Origin of the sequence: Sphingomonas sp. Root720 (genome assembly GCF_001428605.1) — a bacterium.
Lineage (GTDB): Bacteria > Pseudomonadota > Alphaproteobacteria > Sphingomonadales > Sphingomonadaceae > Rhizorhabdus.
Genome location: NZ_LMID01000012.1, coordinates 328268 through 348634, shown reverse-complemented (window position 1 = coordinate 348634; position 20367 = coordinate 328268). Strand labels below are relative to the sequence as shown.

Genomic DNA, 20367 nt, shown 5'->3' with positions numbered 1-20367 from the left:
CTATCCGTGCGGCCGTTGATCGCCTGTCTCCTCGCATTGGCGCTGGCCGCCTGCGATAGTAAACCGAAGGACGCCCCGCAAGGCGGCGTTCCCGCCGAATCGGTCGGCCGCGTCGATATTTCGCAGCGCGGGAAGGAGATGCCGGCCATCCCCTTCGCCGACGAGAAGGGCGGCCCCGCCACCCTGACCCAGTTCCGCGGCAAGCCGCTGATGGTCAACCTGTGGGCGACCTGGTGCGCGCCCTGCGTCGCGGAGATGCCGACGCTCGACCGGATGGCGGCCGAGGACGACCGGTTCCGGCTGATCACGGTCGGCCAGGACCTCGAGGGCGCCAAGGTGATCGGCCCCTTCTTCCGGGAGAAGGGCTTCAAGGCGCTGACCCGGCACAGCGACCAGCAGAATGTGCTGATGGCCGCGCTCGGCACCGAGACGCTGCCGACGACGGTCTTCTACGACGCGAAGGGCAAGGAGCTGTGGCGCGTCTACGGGATGATGGACTGGAACGGCGCCCCCGCGAAGAAGCTGATCGGCGACGCGGTCGGCGGGTGATGCTTCCCCTGGTCCGTCATGCCGAACACGCTCGGCATGACGGAGGACGGTCGGTCAGGGCATGCGGTACATCGCGCAGAGCTTGTTGCCGTCGGGATCGCGCAGATAGGCGAGGTAGAGCTTGAACGCGCCCATGTCGCGCACGCCGGGGGGATCCTCGCAGGCGGTGCCGCCATGGGCGACGCCGGCCGCGTGCCAGGCGTCGGCCTGCTCGGGCGACGCTGCGGCGAAGCCGACCGTGCCGCCATTGGCGTGGCAGGCGGGTTCGCCGTTGATCGGCTTGGTCACCGCGAACAGGCCGGTCGGCGAAGCCCAGATGATGCGGTTTTTCTCGGCATCGACCATGCCGGGGGCCACGCCCAGCGTGCCGAGCAGCGAATCGTAGAATGCCTTCGAGGTGTCGAGATCGTCGGTCCCGACGAATACGTGGCTGAACATATCGTTTCTCCTCTCGTCGGCGCGGTGCGCCGGTGCCCGGCCTGATTGCACCAGCAAGGGCGACATGTCGATGACGGGAAGGGCCCGTTTCCCTGGCCGGACAGGCATCGGCCGCGAGGCCGTTCTTGAAATGCAACGATCGGCCGCCGATCTTCGTCCGATGACGATGCGCCAGCCCAGCTTCTACATCCCCCATGGCGGAGGCCCCTGCTTCTTCATGGACGATCCCGCCGGCACCTGGACCGGGATGGAGGCCTTCCTGCGCGGCCTGCCCGGTCGGCTGCCCGAGCGGCCGGGCGCGATCCTGATCGTCTCGGGCCATTGGGAAACCGAAGGCTTCCGCTTCTCGGCCTCGCCGCGCCCGCCGCTGATCTTCGACTATTACGGTTTTCCGCCGCACACCTACGACCTGCGCTGGCCGGCCCCGGGCGATCCGGCGCTGGCCGAGCGCGCGGCGGGGCTGTTGCGGACGGCGGGCTTCCCGGCGGCGACCGATCCCGATCGCGGGATCGACCATGGCGTGTTCGTGCCGCTCAAGGTCGCCTTTCCCGACGCCGACATTCCGGTGGTGGAGATGTCGCTCGATCGCGATCTCGACCCGGTGGCCGCATGGCGTGCCGGCCGGGCGCTGCGTCCCCTGCGCGACGAGGGCGTACTGATCCTTGGCGCGGGGATGAGCTTCCACAACCTGCCCGCCTATCGCAACCGCCAGGCGACCGAGCCGTCGATGGCGTTCGACGATTGGCTCGCCGAAGCGGTCGAGGGCGATCCCGCCGGCCGTGAGGCGCGGCTGGCGCGCTGGGTCAACGCCCCCGCCGCGCGCTTCGCCCATCCGCGCGAGGAGCATCTGCTGCCGCTGATGGTCGCGGCGGGCGCCTCCGACGGACCGGGATCGCGGGTCTATGGCGAGGTGGTGATGGACACGATGATCTCGGGCTTCCGATTCGATTGAGGATGGCGGCCGCCGCGCCCCCTCCTCGGCCGTGCAACCAACCCGCCCCAGGCCGGTTCATTTTCCCGTGGCAATCGGGCGCGCGATGGGCGATCGATCGAAACCGCCTTTGAAGGAAACGACCGAGTGAACCAATCCGACGAACCACGGCGCTTCCGCTTCGAGGATGGCAGTTTCCTCGCGCTCGTGCTGATCGTCACGGTGGCCTTCGCGCTGGTGATCGCGCCCTTCTTCGGTGCGATCCTCTGGGGCCTCGTTCTCGCACTGATGTTCAGCCCGATCCACCGGCGCATCCTCGACCGGATGCCGGGACGCTCGAACGTCGCGGCGCTGATCACCCTGCTGATCATCATCCTGATCGTGATCCTGCCCGCCGCCTTCCTCGGATCGGCGCTGATCCAGGAATTCCTCCACGTCTACGCCATGGTCCAGTCGGGCAAGATCGACATCGCCCGGATATTCGAGCAGATGACCGGCGCACTTCCCGACTGGGCGGCCGGCTGGCTGCGCTCGCGCGGCTGGACCGACTTCGCCGCCGCGCGCCAGCAGATCAGCGAGGGGCTGAGCGGCAGCTTCAGCGCGATCGCCACCCATGCGCTGCAGGTCGGGCAGGGGGCGCTCAACCTGATCCTGATGATGGGCGTGATGCTCTATCTCACCTTCTTCCTGATCCGCGACGGCGAGGCGCTGGCCCACAAGCTGATCGAATCGATCCCGCTCGATCCCGACCGCCGCCGCGCGGTGATCCGCAACTTCACCGTCGTCACCCGCGCGACGATCAAGGGCAGCCTGATCGTCGCGATCGTCCAGGGCTTCACCGGCGGGATCACCTTCGCGCTGCTCGGCATCGAGGGCGCGCTGCTGTGGGGCACGATCATGGCGATCTTCTCGCTGATCCCGGCGATCGGCTGCGGCATCGTCTGGGTGCCGGTCGCGCTCTACCTGTTCGCGACCGGGGCGGTCGTGAAGGGGGTCATCCTGGTAATCGCGGGCGCGCTGGTGATCGGGTCGATCGACAATGTGCTACGCCCGATCCTCGTCGGCCGCGACACCCGCATGCCCGATTATGTCGTGCTGATCTCGACCCTGGGCGGGTTGCAGTTGTTCGGCTTCCACGGCTTCATCGTCGGGCCGGTGGTCGCCGCGCTGTTCATCGGCACCTGGGACATCGTCACCGAACAGCGCCGCGCCTCGCGCCGCTGAGCGGCGGCGGTCAGCGGCCCCCGGGAAGCTCGGGGGCGTGGAAGGGCGGGTTCGTCCGCTCGCGCCGCCGCTGCCGGTGGCGGCGCCACAACAGCCAGGCCAGCAGGCAGGTGCCCGGGATCGGGAAGGCGATCATCAGCTCGGTCTTGTAGGGCCTGAGCGCGTCGATGATCCGGTCGACCGTCGGCCCGAACCAATAGCCGATCGTCGTGAAGATCGCCGACCATATCAGGCAGGCGACCGCATTGAGCGCGGCGAAGCGGCGCAGCGGGATCGACGACAGCCCGATCGCGACCGGGCTGACCGTCCGGAAGCCGTAGGCGAAGCGGAAGCCGAGGATGAAGCCGGTGGGATAGCGTTCGATGAAGCCGACCGCCTTGGCGAAAGCGGGCTTCTGCCGGACATGGACGACGAAGCGACGCTCGCGGAACCGCCGGCCGACCTGGAAGAACAGCTGGTCCGCGATGAAGGCGCCGAAGGCGGTGGCGAGGAAGGCGGCCCAGACCGGGAACAGCGCGTGGTGCGCCATCACCCCGCCGGCGATCGCCGCGGTTTCCCCCTCGAAACCGGCGCCGAGGGCGATCGCCCAAGGGCCGATCGCCACGACCAGCTGTCCGAAATCCATGAAACTTCACCTGCGCAGCGGGCCCGAGTCCGGCAGCATAGCGGTCATTGTGCGGCGCGTCATGGGGTTCCTCGGTCCCTTTTCTCCCCGCGGGCCGGGGACGGGACGCGCGCGACAGCGACCAACTGATACGGTCACCCGGTTGCCCCGGACGGATGCGATCATTACATCGGCGGTTTCATCGTCAGAGGGTTTTTGATGCTTCTTCTCCTCCTCCAGATCGCCGACCTGCTGCTGGGCGTGCTGCGCTGGATCATCATCATCCAGGCGATCATGTCCTGGCTGGTCGCGTTCAACGTGATCAACACCTACAACGACTTCGTCCGCCAGCTGCTCTACGCGCTCGACAAGATCACCGAGCCGATCTACCGCCCGATCCGCCGGATCATGCCCGATTTCGGGGCGCTCGACCTGTCGCCGCTGGTCGCGTTGCTGCTGATCATCATCCTGCAGATGGTGATCGGCCACGCCGAGGCGCAGGTGATGATGGCGGGCGTCTGACCCCCTGGACCGCTACCGGCGACGGCATCACCCTCGCCGTGCGCGCCAGCCCCAGGGCCGGGCGCGATGCGATCGCGGGCGTCGTCATGGCCGATGACGGCCGCCACTGGCTTTCGGTCAAGCTGGCCGCCGCGCCGAGCGACGGCGCGGCCAACGACGCCCTGGTCCGGCTGCTGGCCAAGACGCTCGGCGTTTCGAGGCGGGACGTGACGCTGGCCAGCGGCGCGACATCGCGGCTAAAGAGGCTCCATATCTCGGGGGATCCCGCCGCGCTGGCGGCTGCCCTCGCACGCACGATCGGACAGGTGGAATGAGCGCGGACATCATCGACGGCAAGGCATATGCGGCGGGCCTGCGCGAGCGGGTGGCCGGGCTGGTGCCGGCGTTCCGCGCCGCCACGGGCCGCGCGCCGGGCCTCGCCGTCGTGCTGGTCGGCGAGGATCCGGCGAGCCAGGTCTATGTGCGGTCGAAGCACAAGGCGACCGTCGAGGCAGGGATGGAGAGCTTCGAGCACCGGCTGCCCGCGACCGCGAGCCAGGACGAGCTGTTGGCGACGGTCGAGCGGCTCAACGCCGACGACCGGGTCGACGGCATCCTCGTCCAGCTGCCGCTGCCGCCGCATATCGACGAGAAGCGGGTGATCGCGACGATCGATCCCGACAAGGACGTCGACGGCTTCCACGTCGTCAACGCCGGGCGGCTGGCGGTGGGCGAGGAGGGCTATGTGCCCTGCACCCCACTCGGCTGCCTGATGCTGCTCAAGGACCGGCTCGGCGACCTGTCGGGGCTGGAGGCGGTGGTGATCGGCCGGTCGAACATCGTCGGCAAGCCGATGGCGGCGTTGCTGCTCGCCGAGAATTGCACGGTGACGCTGGCGCACAGCCGGACCCGCGACCTCGCCGGCGTGGTGCGCCGCGCCGACATCGTCGTGGCGGCGGTGGGCCGGCCCGAGATGGTCAGGGGCGACTGGATCCGCCCCGGCGCGACGGTGATCGACGTCGGCATCAACCGGGTGCCGGGCGCCGAGCCGGGCAAGACGCGGCTGGTCGGCGACGTCGCCACCGCCGAGGCCGCCGCCGTCGCGGGGGCGATCACCCCGGTGCCGGGCGGGGTCGGGCCGATGACGATCGCCGTGCTGCTGCGCAACACGCTGGTCGCCGCGCATCGCCGCGCCGGGGTGCCGCTGGCCACGGACGCGATCTGATGATCGCCCTGCTCCTGTCGGCGTTCGTCACCTTGTTCGTGGTGATCGATCCGCCCGGCTGCGCGCCGATCTTCGCCGGGCTGACGCGTGACGCCTCCCCGGTCCAGCGGCGCTCGATGGCGATCCGGTCGACCCTGATCGCGACGGTGCTGCTGTTCCTGTTCGCGCTGGTCGGCGAGAAGCTGCTCGCCACGCTCGGCATCAGTCTCGACGCCTTCCGCATCGCCGGCGGGATCATGCTGTTCCTGATCGCGCTCGAGATGGTCTTCGAGAAGCGCACCGAGCGGCGCGAGGGCCGCGCCGACGAGATCAGCCGCAAGGCCGCCGAGGAACACCGCCCGGTCGAAGACATCTCGGTCTTCCCGATGGCGATCCCGATGATCGCCGGGCCGGGCTCGATCGCCACGGTGATGCTGCTCGTGTCGCGCAGCCACGGCATCGAGCAGACCCTCCTGGTGCTGCTCGCGCTCGCCGCGGTGCTGGCGCTGACCATGGCCGCGCTGCTCGCCGCCGGGCCGATCATGCGGGTGCTGGGGCCGAAGCTGGAGGCGATGATCACCCGGGTGCTGGGGGTGTTGCTCGCCGCGCTGGCCGCACAATTCGTGATCGACGGAATCAGCGCGGCTTTCGGGGTCCGCTGACCCGTTCGGGCGGATTTCCGACACAGGCTTTTCGAATCCCCGGGAATAGTCGGGCCTCGGCGCCCGTATAGCCCCGCGTTCCCATGAGCGGAACGAAAGGTCCTTCATGACAGCCCACATATTGTTGGTGGGCGACGAGCCGGCGCTGTCTGCGCTGCTCGGCGCTGCCGGTTATCGTGTCACCATTGCCGTCGAGCCCGACCGGGCCGCGGCCCGCGCCCTCGACGTCGAGCCCGACATCGTCCTTCTCGATGGCGCGCTGGCCGATCTCGACGTGCGCGCGCTGGTCCACGCCATCCGGCAGGAAAGCGACGTGCCGATGATCATCCTTTCCGGTCGCGACCAGGAGGAGGAGAAGATCGCCGCGCTCGACGAGGGCGCCGACGATTATGTCGACACGCCCTGCGAGGACCGCGAGATCCTGTCGCGGATCCGGGTCGCCGAACGGCGGCGCGGCCGGTCGTCGGCGACCCCCGGCCCGTTCAGGGCCGGCGCTCTGGCGATCGACTTCGGCAGTCGGCGGGTCACCGTCGCAGGCCGCACGGTGCGGCTGTCGCCGAAGGAATATGCGCTGCTCCGGGTGCTCGCGCGGCAGGCCGGCGATGTCGTCGGCCATCGCCGGCTGCTCGCCGCGGGCTGGGGCCCGGCCGCCGCCGACACCCAGTATCTGCGCGTCTATATCGGCTTGCTGCGCCAGAAGATCGAAGATGATCCGTCCGATCCGCGGATCGTCCTGACGGAGCCGGGTATCGGATATCGCCTCGCCATCGAGTGACGCGATAGTAGATTTTCCGAACTGACTCATATATTCGGAAATAAACCCAAATATATCTGGATGTAGTTCGACGCTTACGTAGCAGATGATTTGTTATTCCACGCAATATGAAAATTTATGACCGTCTTTATAAAATTTATATGCATGGTCTACATTCTTGGATTCGCTTTATCTGCCGAAAGATCCATTCGGATTGGGGCAGCGACGCTGCCGCTGGCAGGAGAATTGTAGATGACGGTTTATTTGTTCGAGACGATGACGGCCAAGCAGGCTGAAACCTTCAACGGGGCGGTCGACCAGATCGTTTTCAACGCTGCGACCCCCGCGTCCAGCCTCACCGTCACCCCGACCAGCTTCGACACGGTTTTCCTGACCTCTCAGGACGGCGTTTCGCTCCAGTTCCGCGCGTCGGAGCTGCAGGCGGCGTCGACCGCGGGCCGTCTCAGCTTCACCGACAGCTCGGCCACCAGCCTGGTGATCGGCGGCTCGGGCGACGACACGCTGACCTTCACCGGCGGCAAGGCGATCTATTACGGCCTCGACGGCGACGACGAGATCACCACCAGCAACGCCGCGAGCAACGTGTTCGGCGGCGCGGGTGACGACAGGATCGTCGGCGGCAACGGCAATGACCATCTCTACGGCTTCGATCTGACCGGTGACCCGAGCGCCGATGGCGACGACTATATCGACGGCGGCGCCGGCAACGATTATATTCAGGGCAATGCCGGCGACGACACGCTGCTCGGCGGCCTGGGCAACGACCGCATCAATGGCGGTGCCGACGACGACCTGATCTTCGGCGGCGAAGGCAATGACATCGTCAACGGCAACAAGGGCAACGACACCATCTCTGGCGGCGAAGGCAACGACATCCTCCGCGGCGGCCAGGGCAACGATCTCGTCCAGGGCGACGAAGGCAACGACATCCTGTTCGGCGACCTCGGCAAGGATACGCTGGTCGGCGGCACCGGGATCGACGTGCTGACCGGCGGTGCGGGCGACGACCTGTTCCGCTTCGCCGCGGGCGACGCGGCCTTCGACACCACCGGCGCGCTGGCCTATTTCGCCGACCAGATCACCGACTTCGCTATCGGCGAGGACAAGGTCGACATCGGCGGCTCGATCGGCATCGGCACCGGCAACATCGTCTATGCCCAGGCCGGCATCACCATCGCCTCGGCCGAGGCCGCCTATACCTATGCGCAGGGCCTCATCGACGGTGGTTCGGTCAACAAGATCGCGGCGATCCAGGTCGGCAGCGACACCTATCTGTTCTATGACGACAATGGCGGCGTGGCTGCGTCGATCAACGCCATGATTAAGCTCGACGGCATGACCGCTACCGACTTCACCGCTGATTCGATCTTCTCGGTCTAATCGAAAGGGGCAGGTCCGGGGGCTCGACCCTGGACCCACCCGGAGCGTGGTACCGCGTTTCCCTCCAGTTTCGCGGTATCACGCTCACCTCTTCCGGCCACGAAAGCGGCCGAAGCGATATACGAAGGTCTAGCCTATAACCTTCCACAACCGGAACGGGGAATTTTCCGGCAACCCGACTGGCTCCAGCCAGCCGGGTATTTTTCCGTCCATCAACTGCGCATAGAACCCGTTCGGCGACTGCGCCTTGTAGATGGTCGATTCGGCCATGCCGGGGCAGAGCAGCAGCATCGTCGCGCCGCGGCGCCTCATCACCGCGTGCGCCACCTCCGGCGAGGTCGCGCGGAAGCTGTGCTGGACGTCGAGGATGGCGTCGCCGTTGCGATGATAGGGGCCGGCGACCGCGCTGTGCTTCGTGATCGTGATCAGCCGCGGTCCGAGGTCGACGAAGGTCAGCATCGTCGCGGGCGGTAGTCGGTCGAGCTGGGCGAGCGAGGGAATGGTGGCGCAGCGGCGCGGCTGGCGATCGGTCAGCGCGCGTGCCTTCTCCTTGCGGACCTCCTTCGCTGGCCTGGGGATCATCGCCACGAACTGGGCGATCTGGCCCGACAGCGCGAAGAAGGCGAGCAGGGTGCCGCCGACCCGCACCAGCGCCGATCCCGAGTCGAGCAGGCGCGGCAGCAGCCACCAGCCGAGCGCAGTCGCGCCATAGACGCCCATCAGCTGCGCCTGCGGGCCGAAGCGCGACTGCCAGGCCAGCCCCGCCGTCGCCAGCAGGCTGAGCAGCGCGATCGTCGCCCAGGCCGGAGCCTGCGCGGTGCGGCGCGCGCGCCAGAAGGCGATGATCGCGCCGGCCGTGCCGATCAGCGGCAGCCAGGCGGTCAGCAGCGCGTCGCGCCACGGCTTGGTGGTGAGCGGCTTCACCTCGCGGATATTGGCGAACCACAGCCGATCGAGCTCGGGCGAGATCGCCTCGGGCCGGCCCAGGCATTGCGGGAAGTTCAGCGCGAAGAAGGCGGCGATGATGCCGCCGGCGACGGCGAGCGCGGCGAGGCGCCACCAGCGGCCCCGGATGGTGACGAGGCCGAGCAGCAGCATCAGCGCCGACGTCAGCAGCAGGGTCGACAGATAGACCGGCGACAGCACGTCGCACAGCATCTGCCGGTTGTCATGGGATGCGAAGCCGGCGTAGGCGAGTGCGCAGCCCCCCCCCAGCGCCACCGCATAGGCGCGCAGCCGGGGCGCCTGTTCCCGGTCCCAGGTCCAGCGCAGCGCGATCGATGCGCCCGCCACCGCCATCATCGGGATCAGCTCCAGCCCGATGCCGAGCGATACCGCGGTGGCCAGGCCCGCCGTGGCGCCGCCGCGCTGCGGGTGGCGGTCGGCGATCCCGGCGACGACGAGCGTCAGCATCGCCAGCTGCCAGCCATGATGGTCGATGCGCAGCGGCATCCACATGAACAGCGTGGTCTGTGCGCACAGCAGCACCGCGAAGGCGATCGGATAGGCGCGCGGATGGACGATCCGCCGCACCGTCAGGATCAGCGCCCACAGCGCCGGCGCCAGCGCCAGCATCGGCGCCACCGCGCAGGCGATCCGCTCGGCGGTGAACTCGCCGACCAGCGGTCGGAAGATCAGGATCAGCCCGGCGATCGGCAGGTCGACGATCCGCGACCAGTGGACGTTGAGCCCGCCGGGCGGTGCGAGCTTGTACTGACGCAGGTCGAACCAGCCCTGTCCGGCGAGCCAGGCCTTCACCTCGGCCAGCCGCAGATTGTCGTCGGTATCGCTGAGCCCAAGCCAGCGGACCTGGCCCCATTTATAATAGAGGAAATAGGCGCAAGCCCCGGCGAACATCAGCCAGAAGGCCGTGCGCCAGCGGTGCTCGACCCAGGCCATCAGCCGATCTTCGAACTGCGCGTCGTTCTCGTCCTGCATCGGCTCTCGATTAGGCCGCCCGGCCGCCCGCCGCAATCGACGAAAATCGTGCCCCGTTTCGCATCCGTTCGGGCGAGGTTCAGCTTCGTCATGCTGTCTTCGCCGCATCCGGGAACGGATACGGGGGGACCGGACTGGCAATTTCCGCCCCACGGGAGGCGCTCCTTCGGGGTTCCCTTTCCCCGGGGAGCGTGTTCCCCATGCCATCGTCAGGCGAGAGAGCGCTTCAGCTCGTCGATGGGGACGCTTGAGCCGCTTCCGCTTTTGTGGAATGGCGCGGCGATGCCGGAGGCGCCCTTCATACCCCGCGAGCGCATGCTCCTCCTCGGCCAGCTGGTCCGCTATGCGATCACCGGGATGCTCGCCTCCCTGGTCAACATCGGGATCTACCATGGGCTGGTGAAGCTGGCCGGCTGGGATCCCAACCTCGCCTGGACCGCGGGTTTCATCGGCGCGGCGAGCACCGGCTATGTCGCCCATGGCCAGTGGAGCTTCCGCGGCCATGGCGGGCGCGACCGGCAGGGGGTCCGCATCTTCCGCTTCGCCATCGTCTCGCTCGTCAGCTTCGCGCTCAACAGCCTGTGGGTCTGGCTGCTCGTCCGGCATCTGGACCTTCCGATCTGGTCCCCCTATCCTCTGGTGCTGGGCGTGACGCCGCTCCTCGTCTTCTGGCTGAACCGCCAATGGGTATTCGAATGAGCGGACCCGTCCTCTCGATCATCGCGCCGGTGAAGGACGAGGAGGAGGCGATCGTCCCCTTCGTCGCCCGGATGACGCGCGTGCTCGACGCGCTGCGCGATCCCGCGGGGGCGCCCATCGGCTGGGAGATCGTCTTCATCGACGACGGCAGCACCGACCGGACGATGGCGGCGATCCTCGTCGCGCACGATGCCGATCCCCGGGTCACCGCGCTGTCGCTGTCACGCAATTTCGGCAAGGAAGCCGCGCTGTCGGCGGGGCTCGATCATGCGCGCGGCGCGGTAGTGGTGCCGATCGACGTCGACATGCAGGATCCGCCCGAGGTGATCGGGGCGATGCTCGACAAATGGCGCGACGGCTATGAGGTCGTCTATGGCGTGCGACGCAACCGCATGACCGACTCGCTGCCCAAGCGGCTGACCGCCGACCTCTATTATCGCGCGCACAACTGGCTCTCGATGGACAAGATCCCCGAGCATGCCGGCGACTTTCGCCTGCTCGACCGCAAGGTCGTCGAGGTGATCAAGCGCATGCCCGAGCGCAACCGCTTCATGAAGGGCCTGTTCGCCTGGTCGGGCTTCCGCCAGACCGCGGTCGAATATGACCGCGCCGAGCGCGCCGTCGGCACCACCAAGTTCAACTATTGGAAGCTCTGGCAGCTCGCGATCGACGGCATCACCTCGGCCTCGACCGCGCCGTTGCGGGTCTGGTCCTATGTCGGCGCGGTGATCGCCATCGTCGCGCTGGTCTATGCGGTCTATATCGGCGTGCGCACCCTGATCTACGGCGCCGACGTGGCGGGCTATCCCTCGCTGATGGTCGCGACCCTGTTCCTCGGTGGCGTCCAGCTGCTCTCGCTCGGCATTCTCGGCGAATATGTCGGTCGCATCCTGGTCGAAACCAAGAAGCGGCCGATCTACATCGTCCGCCAGCGGATCGGCTGTGCCGATCCCGAAGCGAAGGGCGACGACTGATGGACCGCGCCACCTACGACCGCATGGCGGAGATCGACCAGGACCATTGGTGGTTCGTCGCCCGCCGCCGGATCATCGCCGCCCTGATCGAGCGCCACCGGCCGAAGCCGGGGCCGATGCGCATCCTCGAGGTCGGGGCGGGCACCGGCTCGAACCTGGACCTGCTCAAGCGCTACGGCACGGTCGACGCGATCGAGCCCGACGACGGCGCCCGGGCCTTTGCCGAACGGCGCAGCGGCCTGCGGATCAAGGGCGGCTATCTGCCGAACGTCCCGCTTGACGACGGCGCCTACGACCTGATCGTCCTGCTCGACGTGCTCGAGCATATCCCCGGCGACGTCGAGGCGCTGGCTCATCTGCGCGGCAAGCTTGCGCCGGGCGGCCGCATCCTCGTCACCGTGCCCGGGGCGCCATGGATGTGGAGCGCGCACGATGTCGCCCACCATCACCAGCGCCGCTATACCGGCGCAGGGCTGCGCGCCGTGTTCGGGCAGGCGGGGCTGAAGCCGCGCTTCATGACCCATTTCAACAGCGTGCTGTTCCCGCTGATCGCGGCGGTGCGGCTGATCCGCAAGGTCGGCGGCAAGGAAGGGGGCGACGACGCGATGCCGTCCCGCCCGGTCAACGCGATCCTGAAGGGGCTGTTCGGCGCCGAACGCTTCTGGGTCGCCAGCATGCCGCTTCCGTTCGGCGTCTCGATCGCGATCGTGGGCGAGCCGAAAGTCTAGGTCTTCGATAGGGCGCGCAGCCGATCGATCAGCGTACCGGCTTGAACCGGAAGGGCTCGGCGTCCTCCTGGATGCTGTAGAGCGCGCCGCGCTCGCCGCCGTTCCAGATCAGCTTCAGCGACGGATCGTTGATCGGCCAGTGCTCGCGCGAGGCGTTGATCAGCCAGAGATAGTCGAAGGCGTCGCGCGGGAAGAGCGCGATCGAGCTTTCGATGCTCCGCGAGCGAGGCGCCCGGCAGCGGCGCGGGCGCATCACCTGGGTCGGATCCTCGGCATAGCCCTTGGCGGGGGCATATTTGATCGACAGCAGCTGCGCGCCCGCCATCGTCCACTGGCCGTTGACGAAGGATTCGCGCCGGACGATCGCCATCGCGCCGAGATGTTCGAGTCGCGGCGACTCCCAGCGCGACAGGCAGGGCAGCTCGACCAGCGCGAAGATGCGGCTGTTGCGGTCGACATGATCGAGCGCGGCGAGCTGCTTCTCCTGATAGGCGGAGAAGCCGGCGAATTGTTCGGTCGCCTGCCAGACGCGGACACCGAAGACGAGCAGCGCGAACAGCGCGACGAGATTCAGCGCCGCCCGGTCGGTGAAGCGCGGCACCAGCCCGATCACCCCGATCGCCACGACATAGGGGGCGAGCCGCATGTCGGCATAGGCCGACCCGATGACGATGCGCGGCATCAGCGCATAAGCGATGATCAGCACGAGGGTGGCGACGCCGAGGGTGCGGCGCATGTCGACGCCGATGCCGCGCCAGCCGATCGACCCGATCCCGAACAGCACGAGCAGGATCAGCAGCGACACCAGCCCGATGTCGAACTCCATCCACTGGGTGCGCAGCGAGGAGACCAGATAGACATATTTGGCCTTCCAGTTGAACCAGTCGGCCGTTTCGCCCTGTACGTCGCCCGACCGCCACAGCACCATCAGCAGCATCGGCGGGGCGAGCGGCAGGCAGTGGAGTACCCCGCGCCACAGCGATTCGAGGAAGCCGCGTCCCTCGACGTCGCGCATCCGCACGATCTCGGCCGAAAAGGCCAGCAGGCCCAGCACGCCCCAGGCGAAGCCGTGCGCGAGCCACACCAGGCAGCCGATCGGCACGAACAGGACGGCGCGCAGCCGGATGCGCCCGATCCTTGCCAGATAGAGCCACAGCGCGAAGGCGTTGAGCGCCAGCGCCATGGCGAGGACATAGTTGATGAACCCCCATTGAAAGGGCCAGCAATAGGCGAAGGGCGCGACCAGCGCGGCGGTCGCCGGCAGCCGCCCGTGCACCTCGCGCGCGATCAGCAGCAGGCCGGTCAGGGTCAGCGCCGGCACGGCCATGACGATCAGCTTCACGCCGAGCTCGAGGCCGAAGATCTTGGCCATGGGCACGATCAGCAGGTCGACGCCCAGATTGCCCATCAGCGCCCATTGGAAGCTGAAATATTCGGTCAGCAGCGGCGAGGAGGGATCGGACAACTCGACCCTGTAGCGCCCCATATGCCCCATCAGGTCGACGAGCGGCGGCACTTCGGGTCGGATCAGCGGAACGATCGACAGGATCGCAAGGGCAGCGATATACCAGGGTCGCGTCCACCAGCCGGACGGCGGCGTTACGGGTGGTGTGGACCGGAACATCGAGTTTCGGCCTTATGTCGGGCGCGCGGGGACGGCAAGGGGCTCGCGCGATTCCGCCATGGAATATCGGCGCGCGCGGCTTGGCGGCGGGCCGGCGGGAACAAGCGGCCCGCGCCGCCCCGGCTCAGACCGTGAAGCTCTCGCCGCAGCCGCAGCTGCCCTTGGCGTTGGGGTTGTTGAAGACGAAGCCGGCGGTGAAGTCGTCCTCGACCCAGTCCATCGCCGATCCGATCAGGTAAAGGATCGACCCGCCGTCGACGTAGAAGGTGCCGCCCGGAGTCTCGATCTTCTCGTCGAACGGATCGGCCTCGGTGACATAGTCGACCGAATAGGCGAGTCCCGAACAGCCTCGGCGCGGGGTCGACAGCTTGACGCCGATCGCACCCTCGGGGGCATCCGCCATCAGCCTGGCGATACGCGCCTCGGCCGACGGCGTCAGCGTCAGCGCGGCGGGGCGCGGGCGGGCGGTGGTGGTCGTCATCGGCTCAAACTCCAGACCTGCCATCCCCGCACGAACGATGTGGGGTAGGCTTTCATCCTTACAACATTCCCAATTCTAGCTTCGCTTCGTCCGACATCTTGGCGGGATCCCAGGGCGGATCCCAGATCAGGTTGACCTCGGCCGAACCGACCCCCGGCACCGCGCCGACCCTCAGCTCGACCTCGCCCGGCATCGACTCGGCGACCGGGCAGTGCGGCGTGGTCAGCGTCATCGTCACCACGACATGGTGGTCGGGGGTCACGTCGACTCCGTAGATCAGCCCCAGCTCGTAGATGTTCACCGGGATCTCGGGATCGTAGATTTCCTTGAGCGCGCTGATCACGCCCTCGTAGACATCGCCGCCCGGCTCGCCCGCGCCCGCCTCGGCCGGCTTCTGCGACAGGAAGCCGTCGAGATAGTCGGGCTTGCGCTCCGCCCCACCGGCGTTGTTGTCCTCGTCGGCCATGTCGACCCGCGCCTTGGGCGGCGGCGCCACGGCGTCGACCTCCTCGACCACGATCTTTCCCGTCTCGCTCATCGAATCATCCATCGTCATCCGAAAATCCGCGTCACCCGTTCGATTCCCCGCGCCAGCGCCGCGACGTCGTCATCGTCATTGTAGATGCCGAAGCTCGCCCGCGCGGTGGCCGGAACGTCGAGATGCTCCATCAGTGGCTGGGCGCAGTGATGGCCGGCCCTGATCGCCACATCTTCCTCGTCCAATATGGTGCCGATGTCGTGCGGATGCACCCCCTCGATCGCGAAGGAGACGATGCCGGCAGAATCCTCGGGCCCGAACAGCCGCACGCTGTTGATCGCCGACAGCGCGGCGCGTGCCTTCGTCACCAGCGCCATCTCGTGCGCATGGATGAAGGCCAGGCCGATCGCGTCGACATAGTCGATCGCGGCGTGGAGGCCGAGCGCGCCGACGATGTTCGGCGTCCCCGCCTCGAAGCGCTGCGGCGCCGGCGCCCAGGTCGTCCCTGCGAAGCTTACCTTGTCGATCATCGATCCGCCGCCCTGCCAGGGCGGCATCGCGTCGAGCAGTTCGCCTTTCGCCCAGAGCACGCCGATGCCGGTCGGCCCATAAAGCTTGTGGCCCGAGAAGACGTAGAAATCGCAGCCGATGTCGGCCACGTCGACGGCGATGCGCGGCACCGCCTGGCAGCCGTCGATCAGGATCCTCGCGCCGACCCGGTGCGCCATTTCGGCCGCGCGCTTCGCGTCGAGCATCGATCCGAGCACGTTCGAGACATGGGCGAGCGCGACCAGCTTGTGGCGTTCGGTCAGCATCGCCTGCATCGCGTCGAGATCGATCCGGCCGTCGGCGGTGAGCGGACAGACGTCGATGGCTATGCCGGTGCGATCCTGGATCAGCTGCCAGGGCACGATGTTCGAATGATGCTCGAGCTGCGACAGCAGGATGCGGTCGCCGGGCTCGAGGTTGGCGATGCCCCATGTCTGCGCGACGAGGTTGATCGCCTCGGTCGCGCCGCGCACGAAGACGATCTCGTCGGCGGTGCGCGCACCCAGGAAACGGGCGACCCGCTGGCGCGCCGCCTCATAGGCGATCGTCATGTCGGCCGAGCGGCGATAGACGCCGCGATGGACGGTCGCATAGTCGCGGCCATAGGCCTGGGCGATCGCGGCGATCACCGCCTGCGGCTTCTGCGCGGTCGCGGCGGTGTCGAGATAATGCCAGCCCGCCGGAATCGCCGGGAAATCGGCACGGCGGCTGACCTCGGCGATGTCGATCACCTCGCTCATGCGTGCTTCCCCAGCCAGCGTTCGGCCTCGGCCTGGAAGACGTCGCGGACGGCGTCCTCGCCGATCCGCGAGACCGCGTCGGCGATGAACGCCTGGGTCAGCAGCGCCCGGGCGCGATCGGGGGTGATGCCGCGCGAGGTCATGTAGAACAGCGCCTGCGCGTCGAGTTCGCCGACCGTGGCGCCATGCGCGCACTTCACGTCGTCGGCGAAGATCTCGAGCTCGGGCTTGAGGTTGATCGTAGCGGTGCGCTTCAGCATCAGTCCGCGCAGCGATTGCTCGCCGTCGGTCTTCTGCGCGTCGCGCGCCACCTCGACCCGCGCCGCCATGCTCGCGATCGCCTGATCGTCGGCGACCGCGCGCCACAGCTGGCGGCTGGTGCCTTCGGGGCGGGCGTGGCGGACGACGACCGCCGCATCGTGGCGCTGGCTGTCGCGCGCGAGCAGCGCGCCACCATGCTCGGCGAAGGCGCCGGGGCCGTCGAGGGTGATCATCGCGTCGAGCCGGCTGCCCGCCGCCCCCGCGGCGAGGAGCGTGGTGACGAGGCTTGCGCCCGCACCGACCGTCGCCTCGTCGCGCAACGACACGAAGCCGCTCGCCTGGCTCAACCGGATCGCGCGCATCAGCCGTGCCGAGCGGCCGAGCTCGATCGTGGTGAGGCGGTTGGCCCAGCCGTCGCCGACATAGGTCTCGACGATGCTCGCCTGCGCGTCCTCGGCCAGGACGATGCGCGCGGGGACATGGCTGGCGCCGCCGGTGGCGACATGGACGATCTCGATCGGGCCGGGCGGGGTGGCGCCGTCCTTGTGGACGGTCAGCGTCCAGCCGGGCGCGGTGGCGAGGCGGCCGAGCGGGTGATCGGATCGCGCCTCGGTCAGGCCGACCGCGACCGGGCCGAGCCGGCTATGCTCGTCCTCGAAGGTCCCGTCGACGAACAGCAGGCGGGGGCCGCCCGAGTCATCGGCACCGATCCAGTGCGAATCGAGGCCGCTGGTCGTCCCTGTAGCAGGTGCTACGGACAGCGCTTCGAGCCCCGAAAGATCGGACCAGCGCCAGGCTTCCTGGCGGGTCGAGGGGAGGGCGAGGGTCACGCCGCGATCGCCCCATATCCCTCGCGCTCGAGCTCGTGCGCCAGCTCGGCGCCGCCGGTGCGAACGATGCGGCCCGCCGCGAGGACGTGGACGAAGTCGGGTTTCACATAGTCGAGCAGTCGCTGGTAATGGGTGATCAGCAGCACCGCCCGGTCGGGCTTGCGCATGATCGTGTTGATGCCGTGCCCGACGGTGCGCAGCGCGTCGATGTCGAGGCCGCTGTCGGTCTCGTCGAGGATGGCGAGCCTTGGGTCGATGATCCCCATCTGCACCATCTCGTTGCGCTTCTTCTCGCCACCCGAGAAGCCGACGTTCACCGGGCGCTTGAGCATGTCCATGCTCAGCCCCAGCGCATCGGCCTGCGCCTTGGCGCGCTTCAGGAAGTCGCCGCCCGACAGCGGCTCCTCACCCCGCAGCCGCCGCTGCGCGTTGAGCGCCTCGCGCAGGAACTGGACGTTCGAAACCCCGGGGATCTCGACCGGATATTGGAAACCGAGGAAAAGGCCGGCGGCGGCGCGTTCGTGCGGCGCCTTGTCGAGCAGGTCCTCGCCCTCGAAGGTCACGCTGCCTTCGGTCACTTCATAGCCGGGCCGGCCGGCGAGGACATAGGAGAGCGTCGACTTGCCCGCACCGTTCGGCCCCATGATCGCATGGATCTCGCCCGGATCGATCGTCAGCGACAGTCCCTTGAGAATCGCCTTGCCGTCGATTTCGGCGTGGAGGTTTTCAATCTTGAGCATCTTGAATCCTGTCGTCACCCCAGCGCAGGCTGGGGTCCATGTCTCTATCCACGAACGGCACCTGGCGAGATGACAGACATGGGTTCCAGCCTTCGCTGGGATGACGGAAAAGAATATCAGCCAACGCTGCCCTCCAGCGAGATGCCGAGCAGTTTCTGCGCCTCGACCGCGAACTCCATCGGGAGCTGCTGGAGCACCTCCTTGGCGAAGCCGTTGACGATCAGCGCGACCGAGGCTTCCTGGTCGAGCCCGCGCGACATCGCGTAGAAGAGCTGGTCGTCGCTGATCTTCGAGGTGGTCGCCTCATGCTCGATCTGCGCCGACGGATTCTTCACCTCGATATAGGGCACGGTATGCGCGCCGCACCGGTCGCCGAGCAGCAGGCTGTCGCACTGGGTGAAGTTGCGCGCGCCCTCGGCGGTCGGCGCCACGCGGACGAGGCCGCGATAGGTGTTGTCGCTGCGCCCGGCCGAAATGCCCTTCGACACGATGGTCGACTTCGACCCCTTGCCGAGGTGGATCATCTTGGTGCCGGTGTCGGCCTGCTGGCGGTTGTTGGTGACGGCCACCGAATAGAATTCGCCGACCGAATTCTCGCCGGCCAGCACGCAGCTCGGATATTTCCAGGTGATCGCAGAGCCCGTCTCGACCTGGGTCCAGCTCACCTTGCTGTTGCGGCCCTGGCAGAGCGCACGCTTGGTGACGAAATTATAGATCCCGCCCTTGCCCTCGGCGTCGCCCGGATACCAGTTCTGGACCGTCGAATATTTGATCTCGGCGTCGTCGAGTGCGACCAGCTCGACCACCGCGGCGTGGAGCTGGTTCTCGTCGCGCATCGGTGCGGTGCAGCCCTCCAGATAGGACACGTGACTGCCCTTGTCGGCGACGATCAGCGTGCGTTCGAACTGGCCGGTATTCTCCGCATTGATGCGGAAATAGGTCGACAGCTCCATCGGGCAGCGGACGCCCTCGGGAATGTAGACGAAGGTGCCGTCCGAGAAGACCGCGCAGTTGAGCGCGGCGAAATAATTGTCGTGCATCGGCACGACCTTGCCGAGCCACTTCCGGACCAGATCGGGATATTCTCGAATCGCCTCGCTGATCGAGCGGAAGATGACCCCCGCCTTCTCCAGCTCGGCACGGAAGGTGGTGGCGACCGAGACCGAGTCGAACACCGCGTCGACCGCGACCCTGCGGCTGCCCTCGACCCCGGCGAGCACCTTCTGCTCCTCGATCGGGATGCCGAGCTTCTCGTAGACCCTGAGGATCTCGGGATCGACCTCGTCGAGCGAGCCCAATGCCTTCTTCGCCTTGGGCTCGGCGTAATAATAGGCGTCCTGATAGTCGATCGGCGGGACGTTGAGCTTCGCCCAGTCGGGCGGCGTCATCGTCAGCCAGTGGCGATAGGCCTTGAGCCGCCATTCGAGCATCCAGGCGGGCTCGTTCTTCTTGGCGGAGATGAAGCGGACCGTGTCCTCGCTCAGCCCCTTGGGCGCGAAGTCCTGCTCGATGTCGCTGGTGAAGCCCCACTCATAGTTGGACGCCTTGTCGGCGGCGTCGATCGCGGCGCGATTCTTCTCGGTGCGGTCGCTGTCGATACGCGTGTCGCTCATGCCGGCACTCCCCTGGACGCGCCCGACAGCGTTGCGAGGCTGACGCCGTCAAGCGCCCCCCGGATGGTGGTGTTGACGACGCCCCAGTGCGGCTTGACCCGGCAGGCGCCTTCGAGCCCGCAGTCATGGCGCTGGTCGTCGACGCAGGCGGTCATCGCGATCGGCCCCTCGACCGCCTCGACGATGTCGGCGAGGCTGATCGCGCCGGCGTCGCGCGACAGGCGAAATCCGCCGCCGGTGCCGCGCGCCGAGGCGAGCAGCCCGGCCTGGGCCAGCCGGCCCATCAGCTTCTGCGCGGTCGGCAGCGGCACGCCGGTCTCGTCGGCGAGCAGGGTCGCGCTCAACCGCTCGCCCGGCGCATGGCGCGCGGCGGCGGAGAGCATCACGACCGCATAATCGGCTAGGCTGGAGAGGCGCATCGCGGTTTGGTTTCCAATCGGACGG

At 67.8% G+C, this 20367-nt stretch carries 23 protein-coding genes; 12 read left to right on the top strand and 11 right to left on the bottom strand.

The window, feature by feature from the left end; translation table 11 throughout:
• Positions 1-6 precede the first annotated feature (6 nt).
• Entirely contained in the window at positions 7-549 is a 543-nt protein-coding gene (locus tag ASE22_RS16710; protein ID WP_235536440.1) for a TlpA family protein disulfide reductase, read from the top strand.
• A 54-nt stretch (positions 550-603) separates the two neighbouring features.
• On the opposite strand, the gene ASE22_RS16705 is transcribed toward ASE22_RS16710, so the two are convergent.
• Complete coding sequence (locus ASE22_RS16705; protein WP_056362556.1) at positions 604-987, bottom strand: VOC family protein; 384 nt, start codon at positions 985-987, stop codon at positions 604-606.
• 166 nt (positions 988-1153) lie between these two features.
• On the opposite strand from ASE22_RS16705, the gene ASE22_RS16700 reads away from it, so the two are divergent.
• The gene (locus ASE22_RS16700) at positions 1154-1939 is read left to right on the top strand and encodes a DODA-type extradiol aromatic ring-opening family dioxygenase (protein WP_056362554.1); all 786 of its coding nucleotides are present in this window, start codon (positions 1154-1156) and stop codon (positions 1937-1939) included.
• Positions 1940-2065: 126 nt separating this feature from the next.
• A complete protein-coding gene (locus tag ASE22_RS16695; protein WP_056362085.1) occupies positions 2066-3142 on the top strand; it encodes an AI-2E family transporter in 1077 nt (358 codons plus the stop codon).
• 10 nt (positions 3143-3152) lie between these two features.
• Here ASE22_RS16695 and ASE22_RS16690 read toward each other — a convergent pair whose 3' ends face one another.
• Positions 3153-3767: a DedA family protein gene (locus ASE22_RS16690; protein ID WP_056362082.1), complete on the bottom strand. Its 615-nt coding sequence runs from the start codon at positions 3765-3767 to the stop codon at positions 3153-3155.
• Between the two features lie 198 nt (positions 3768-3965).
• Here ASE22_RS16690 and ASE22_RS16685 point away from each other — a divergent pair, with 198 nt between their 5' ends.
• From ASE22_RS16685 to ASE22_RS16660, 6 genes are all read left to right on the top strand, one after another.
• Positions 3966-4268: a YggT family protein gene (locus ASE22_RS16685; protein ID WP_056362079.1), complete on the top strand. Its 303-nt coding sequence runs from the start codon at positions 3966-3968 to the stop codon at positions 4266-4268.
• Complete coding sequence (locus ASE22_RS16680; RefSeq protein WP_156397177.1) at positions 4265-4582, top strand: DUF167 domain-containing protein; 318 nt, start codon at positions 4265-4267, stop codon at positions 4580-4582. Before ASE22_RS16685 ends, ASE22_RS16680 begins: the two co-directional genes overlap by 4 nt.
• Positions 4579-5472, top strand: coding sequence for a bifunctional methylenetetrahydrofolate dehydrogenase/methenyltetrahydrofolate cyclohydrolase FolD (gene folD / locus ASE22_RS16675; protein ID WP_056362076.1), 894 nt, complete (start codon positions 4579-4581; stop codon positions 5470-5472). Before ASE22_RS16680 ends, folD begins: the two co-directional genes overlap by 4 nt.
• The gene (locus ASE22_RS16670) at positions 5472-6113 is read left to right on the top strand and encodes a MarC family protein (protein WP_056362073.1); all 642 of its coding nucleotides are present in this window, start codon (positions 5472-5474) and stop codon (positions 6111-6113) included. Before folD ends, ASE22_RS16670 begins: the two co-directional genes overlap by 1 nt.
• A gap of 127 nt (positions 6114-6240) precedes the next feature.
• Positions 6241-6888 (top strand): winged helix-turn-helix domain-containing protein, encoded by a 648-nt coding sequence (locus ASE22_RS16665; protein WP_235537383.1) that lies wholly within the window; start codon positions 6241-6243, stop codon positions 6886-6888.
• Positions 6889-7119: 231 nt separating this feature from the next.
• A complete protein-coding gene (locus ASE22_RS16660; protein ID WP_082545348.1) occupies positions 7120-8268 on the top strand; it encodes a calcium-binding protein in 1149 nt (382 codons plus the stop codon).
• 129 nt (positions 8269-8397) lie between these two features.
• On the opposite strand, the gene ASE22_RS16655 is transcribed toward ASE22_RS16660, so the two are convergent.
• Entirely contained in the window at positions 8398-10206 is a 1809-nt protein-coding gene (locus ASE22_RS16655; protein ID WP_056362067.1) for a hypothetical protein, read from the bottom strand.
• A gap of 282 nt (positions 10207-10488) precedes the next feature.
• Here ASE22_RS16655 and ASE22_RS16650 point away from each other — a divergent pair, with 282 nt between their 5' ends.
• From ASE22_RS16650 to ASE22_RS16640, 3 genes are read left to right on the top strand one after another with little or no spacing between them, the layout of a single operon-like run.
• A complete protein-coding gene (locus tag ASE22_RS16650; RefSeq protein ID WP_056362545.1) occupies positions 10489-10905 on the top strand; it encodes a GtrA family protein in 417 nt (138 codons plus the stop codon).
• Positions 10902-11879: a glycosyltransferase family 2 protein gene (locus ASE22_RS16645; RefSeq protein WP_200933106.1), complete on the top strand. Its 978-nt coding sequence runs from the start codon at positions 10902-10904 to the stop codon at positions 11877-11879. The genes ASE22_RS16650 and ASE22_RS16645 overlap by 4 nt, the downstream gene beginning before the upstream one ends.
• A complete protein-coding gene (locus ASE22_RS16640) occupies positions 11879-12607 on the top strand; it encodes a class I SAM-dependent methyltransferase (RefSeq protein WP_056362061.1) in 729 nt (242 codons plus the stop codon). Before ASE22_RS16645 ends, ASE22_RS16640 begins: the two co-directional genes overlap by 1 nt.
• Before the next feature lie 28 nt (positions 12608-12635).
• Here ASE22_RS16640 and ASE22_RS16635 read toward each other — a convergent pair whose 3' ends face one another.
• From ASE22_RS16635 to ASE22_RS16600, 8 genes are all read right to left on the bottom strand, one after another.
• Entirely contained in the window at positions 12636-14231 is a 1596-nt protein-coding gene (locus tag ASE22_RS16635) for a hypothetical protein (RefSeq protein WP_056362058.1), read from the bottom strand.
• Positions 14232-14355: 124 nt separating this feature from the next.
• A complete protein-coding gene (locus ASE22_RS16630; RefSeq protein WP_056362055.1) occupies positions 14356-14712 on the bottom strand; it encodes a HesB/IscA family protein in 357 nt (118 codons plus the stop codon).
• Positions 14713-14770: 58 nt separating this feature from the next.
• Positions 14771-15250, bottom strand: coding sequence for an SUF system Fe-S cluster assembly protein (locus ASE22_RS16625; RefSeq protein WP_056362544.1), 480 nt, complete (start codon positions 15248-15250; stop codon positions 14771-14773).
• Between the two features lie 14 nt (positions 15251-15264).
• Positions 15265-16479, bottom strand: coding sequence for a cysteine desulfurase (locus tag ASE22_RS16620; protein WP_056362052.1), 1215 nt, complete (start codon positions 16477-16479; stop codon positions 15265-15267).
• Positions 16476-17570 carry a SufB/SufD family protein gene (locus tag ASE22_RS16615; protein ID WP_056362049.1) on the bottom strand — a complete coding sequence of 365 codons (1095 nt, stop codon included), beginning with the start codon at positions 17568-17570 and terminating at the stop codon, positions 16476-16478. Before ASE22_RS16615 ends, ASE22_RS16620 begins: the two co-directional genes overlap by 4 nt.
• Positions 17567-18310, bottom strand: coding sequence for a Fe-S cluster assembly ATPase SufC (gene sufC / locus ASE22_RS16610; protein WP_056362541.1), 744 nt, complete (start codon positions 18308-18310; stop codon positions 17567-17569). The genes ASE22_RS16615 and sufC overlap by 4 nt, the downstream gene beginning before the upstream one ends.
• 116 nt (positions 18311-18426) lie before the next feature.
• Positions 18427-19923: a Fe-S cluster assembly protein SufB gene (gene sufB / locus ASE22_RS16605; protein ID WP_056362046.1), complete on the bottom strand. Its 1497-nt coding sequence runs from the start codon at positions 19921-19923 to the stop codon at positions 18427-18429.
• A complete protein-coding gene (locus tag ASE22_RS16600; RefSeq protein WP_056362044.1) occupies positions 19920-20342 on the bottom strand; it encodes an SUF system Fe-S cluster assembly regulator in 423 nt (140 codons plus the stop codon). The genes sufB and ASE22_RS16600 overlap by 4 nt, the downstream gene beginning before the upstream one ends.
• Positions 20343-20367: the final 25 nt, after the last annotated feature.

What these genes read in the sequence shown, in the direction of transcription:
- ASE22_RS16645 (WP_200933106.1), top strand. Translation starts at nt 10,902, where the DNA reads ATGAGCGGACCCGTCCTCTCGATCATCGCGCCGGTGAAGGACGAGGAG.
- ASE22_RS16630 (WP_056362055.1), bottom strand. Translation starts at nt 14,712, where the DNA reads ATGACGACCACCACCGCCCGCCCGCGCCCCGCCGCGCTGACGCTGACG.
- folD (WP_056362076.1), top strand. Translation starts at nt 4,579, where the DNA reads ATGAGCGCGGACATCATCGACGGCAAGGCATATGCGGCGGGCCTGCGC.
- ASE22_RS16660 (WP_082545348.1), top strand. Translation starts at nt 7,120, where the DNA reads ATGACGGTTTATTTGTTCGAGACGATGACGGCCAAGCAGGCTGAAACC.
- ASE22_RS16600 (WP_056362044.1), bottom strand. Translation starts at nt 20,342, where the DNA reads ATGCGCCTCTCCAGCCTAGCCGATTATGCGGTCGTGATGCTCTCCGCC.
- ASE22_RS16620 (WP_056362052.1), bottom strand. Translation starts at nt 16,479, where the DNA reads ATGAGCGAGGTGATCGACATCGCCGAGGTCAGCCGCCGTGCCGATTTC.
- ASE22_RS16685 (WP_056362079.1), top strand. Translation starts at nt 3,966, where the DNA reads ATGCTTCTTCTCCTCCTCCAGATCGCCGACCTGCTGCTGGGCGTGCTG.
- ASE22_RS16640 (WP_056362061.1), top strand. Translation starts at nt 11,879, where the DNA reads ATGGACCGCGCCACCTACGACCGCATGGCGGAGATCGACCAGGACCAT.
- ASE22_RS16625 (WP_056362544.1), bottom strand. Translation starts at nt 15,250, where the DNA reads ATGAGCGAGACGGGAAAGATCGTGGTCGAGGAGGTCGACGCCGTGGCG.
- ASE22_RS16670 (WP_056362073.1), top strand. Translation starts at nt 5,472, where the DNA reads ATGATCGCCCTGCTCCTGTCGGCGTTCGTCACCTTGTTCGTGGTGATC.
- ASE22_RS16700 (WP_056362554.1), top strand. Translation starts at nt 1,154, where the DNA reads ATGCGCCAGCCCAGCTTCTACATCCCCCATGGCGGAGGCCCCTGCTTC.
- ASE22_RS16690 (WP_056362082.1), bottom strand. Translation starts at nt 3,767, where the DNA reads ATGGATTTCGGACAGCTGGTCGTGGCGATCGGCCCTTGGGCGATCGCC.
- ASE22_RS16655 (WP_056362067.1), bottom strand. Translation starts at nt 10,206, where the DNA reads ATGCAGGACGAGAACGACGCGCAGTTCGAAGATCGGCTGATGGCCTGG.
- sufB (WP_056362046.1), bottom strand. Translation starts at nt 19,923, where the DNA reads ATGAGCGACACGCGTATCGACAGCGACCGCACCGAGAAGAATCGCGCC.
- ASE22_RS16705 (WP_056362556.1), bottom strand. Translation starts at nt 987, where the DNA reads ATGTTCAGCCACGTATTCGTCGGGACCGACGATCTCGACACCTCGAAG.
- ASE22_RS16635 (WP_056362058.1), bottom strand. Translation starts at nt 14,231, where the DNA reads ATGTTCCGGTCCACACCACCCGTAACGCCGCCGTCCGGCTGGTGGACG.
- sufC (WP_056362541.1), bottom strand. Translation starts at nt 18,310, where the DNA reads ATGCTCAAGATTGAAAACCTCCACGCCGAAATCGACGGCAAGGCGATT.
- ASE22_RS16650 (WP_056362545.1), top strand. Translation starts at nt 10,489, where the DNA reads ATGCCGGAGGCGCCCTTCATACCCCGCGAGCGCATGCTCCTCCTCGGC.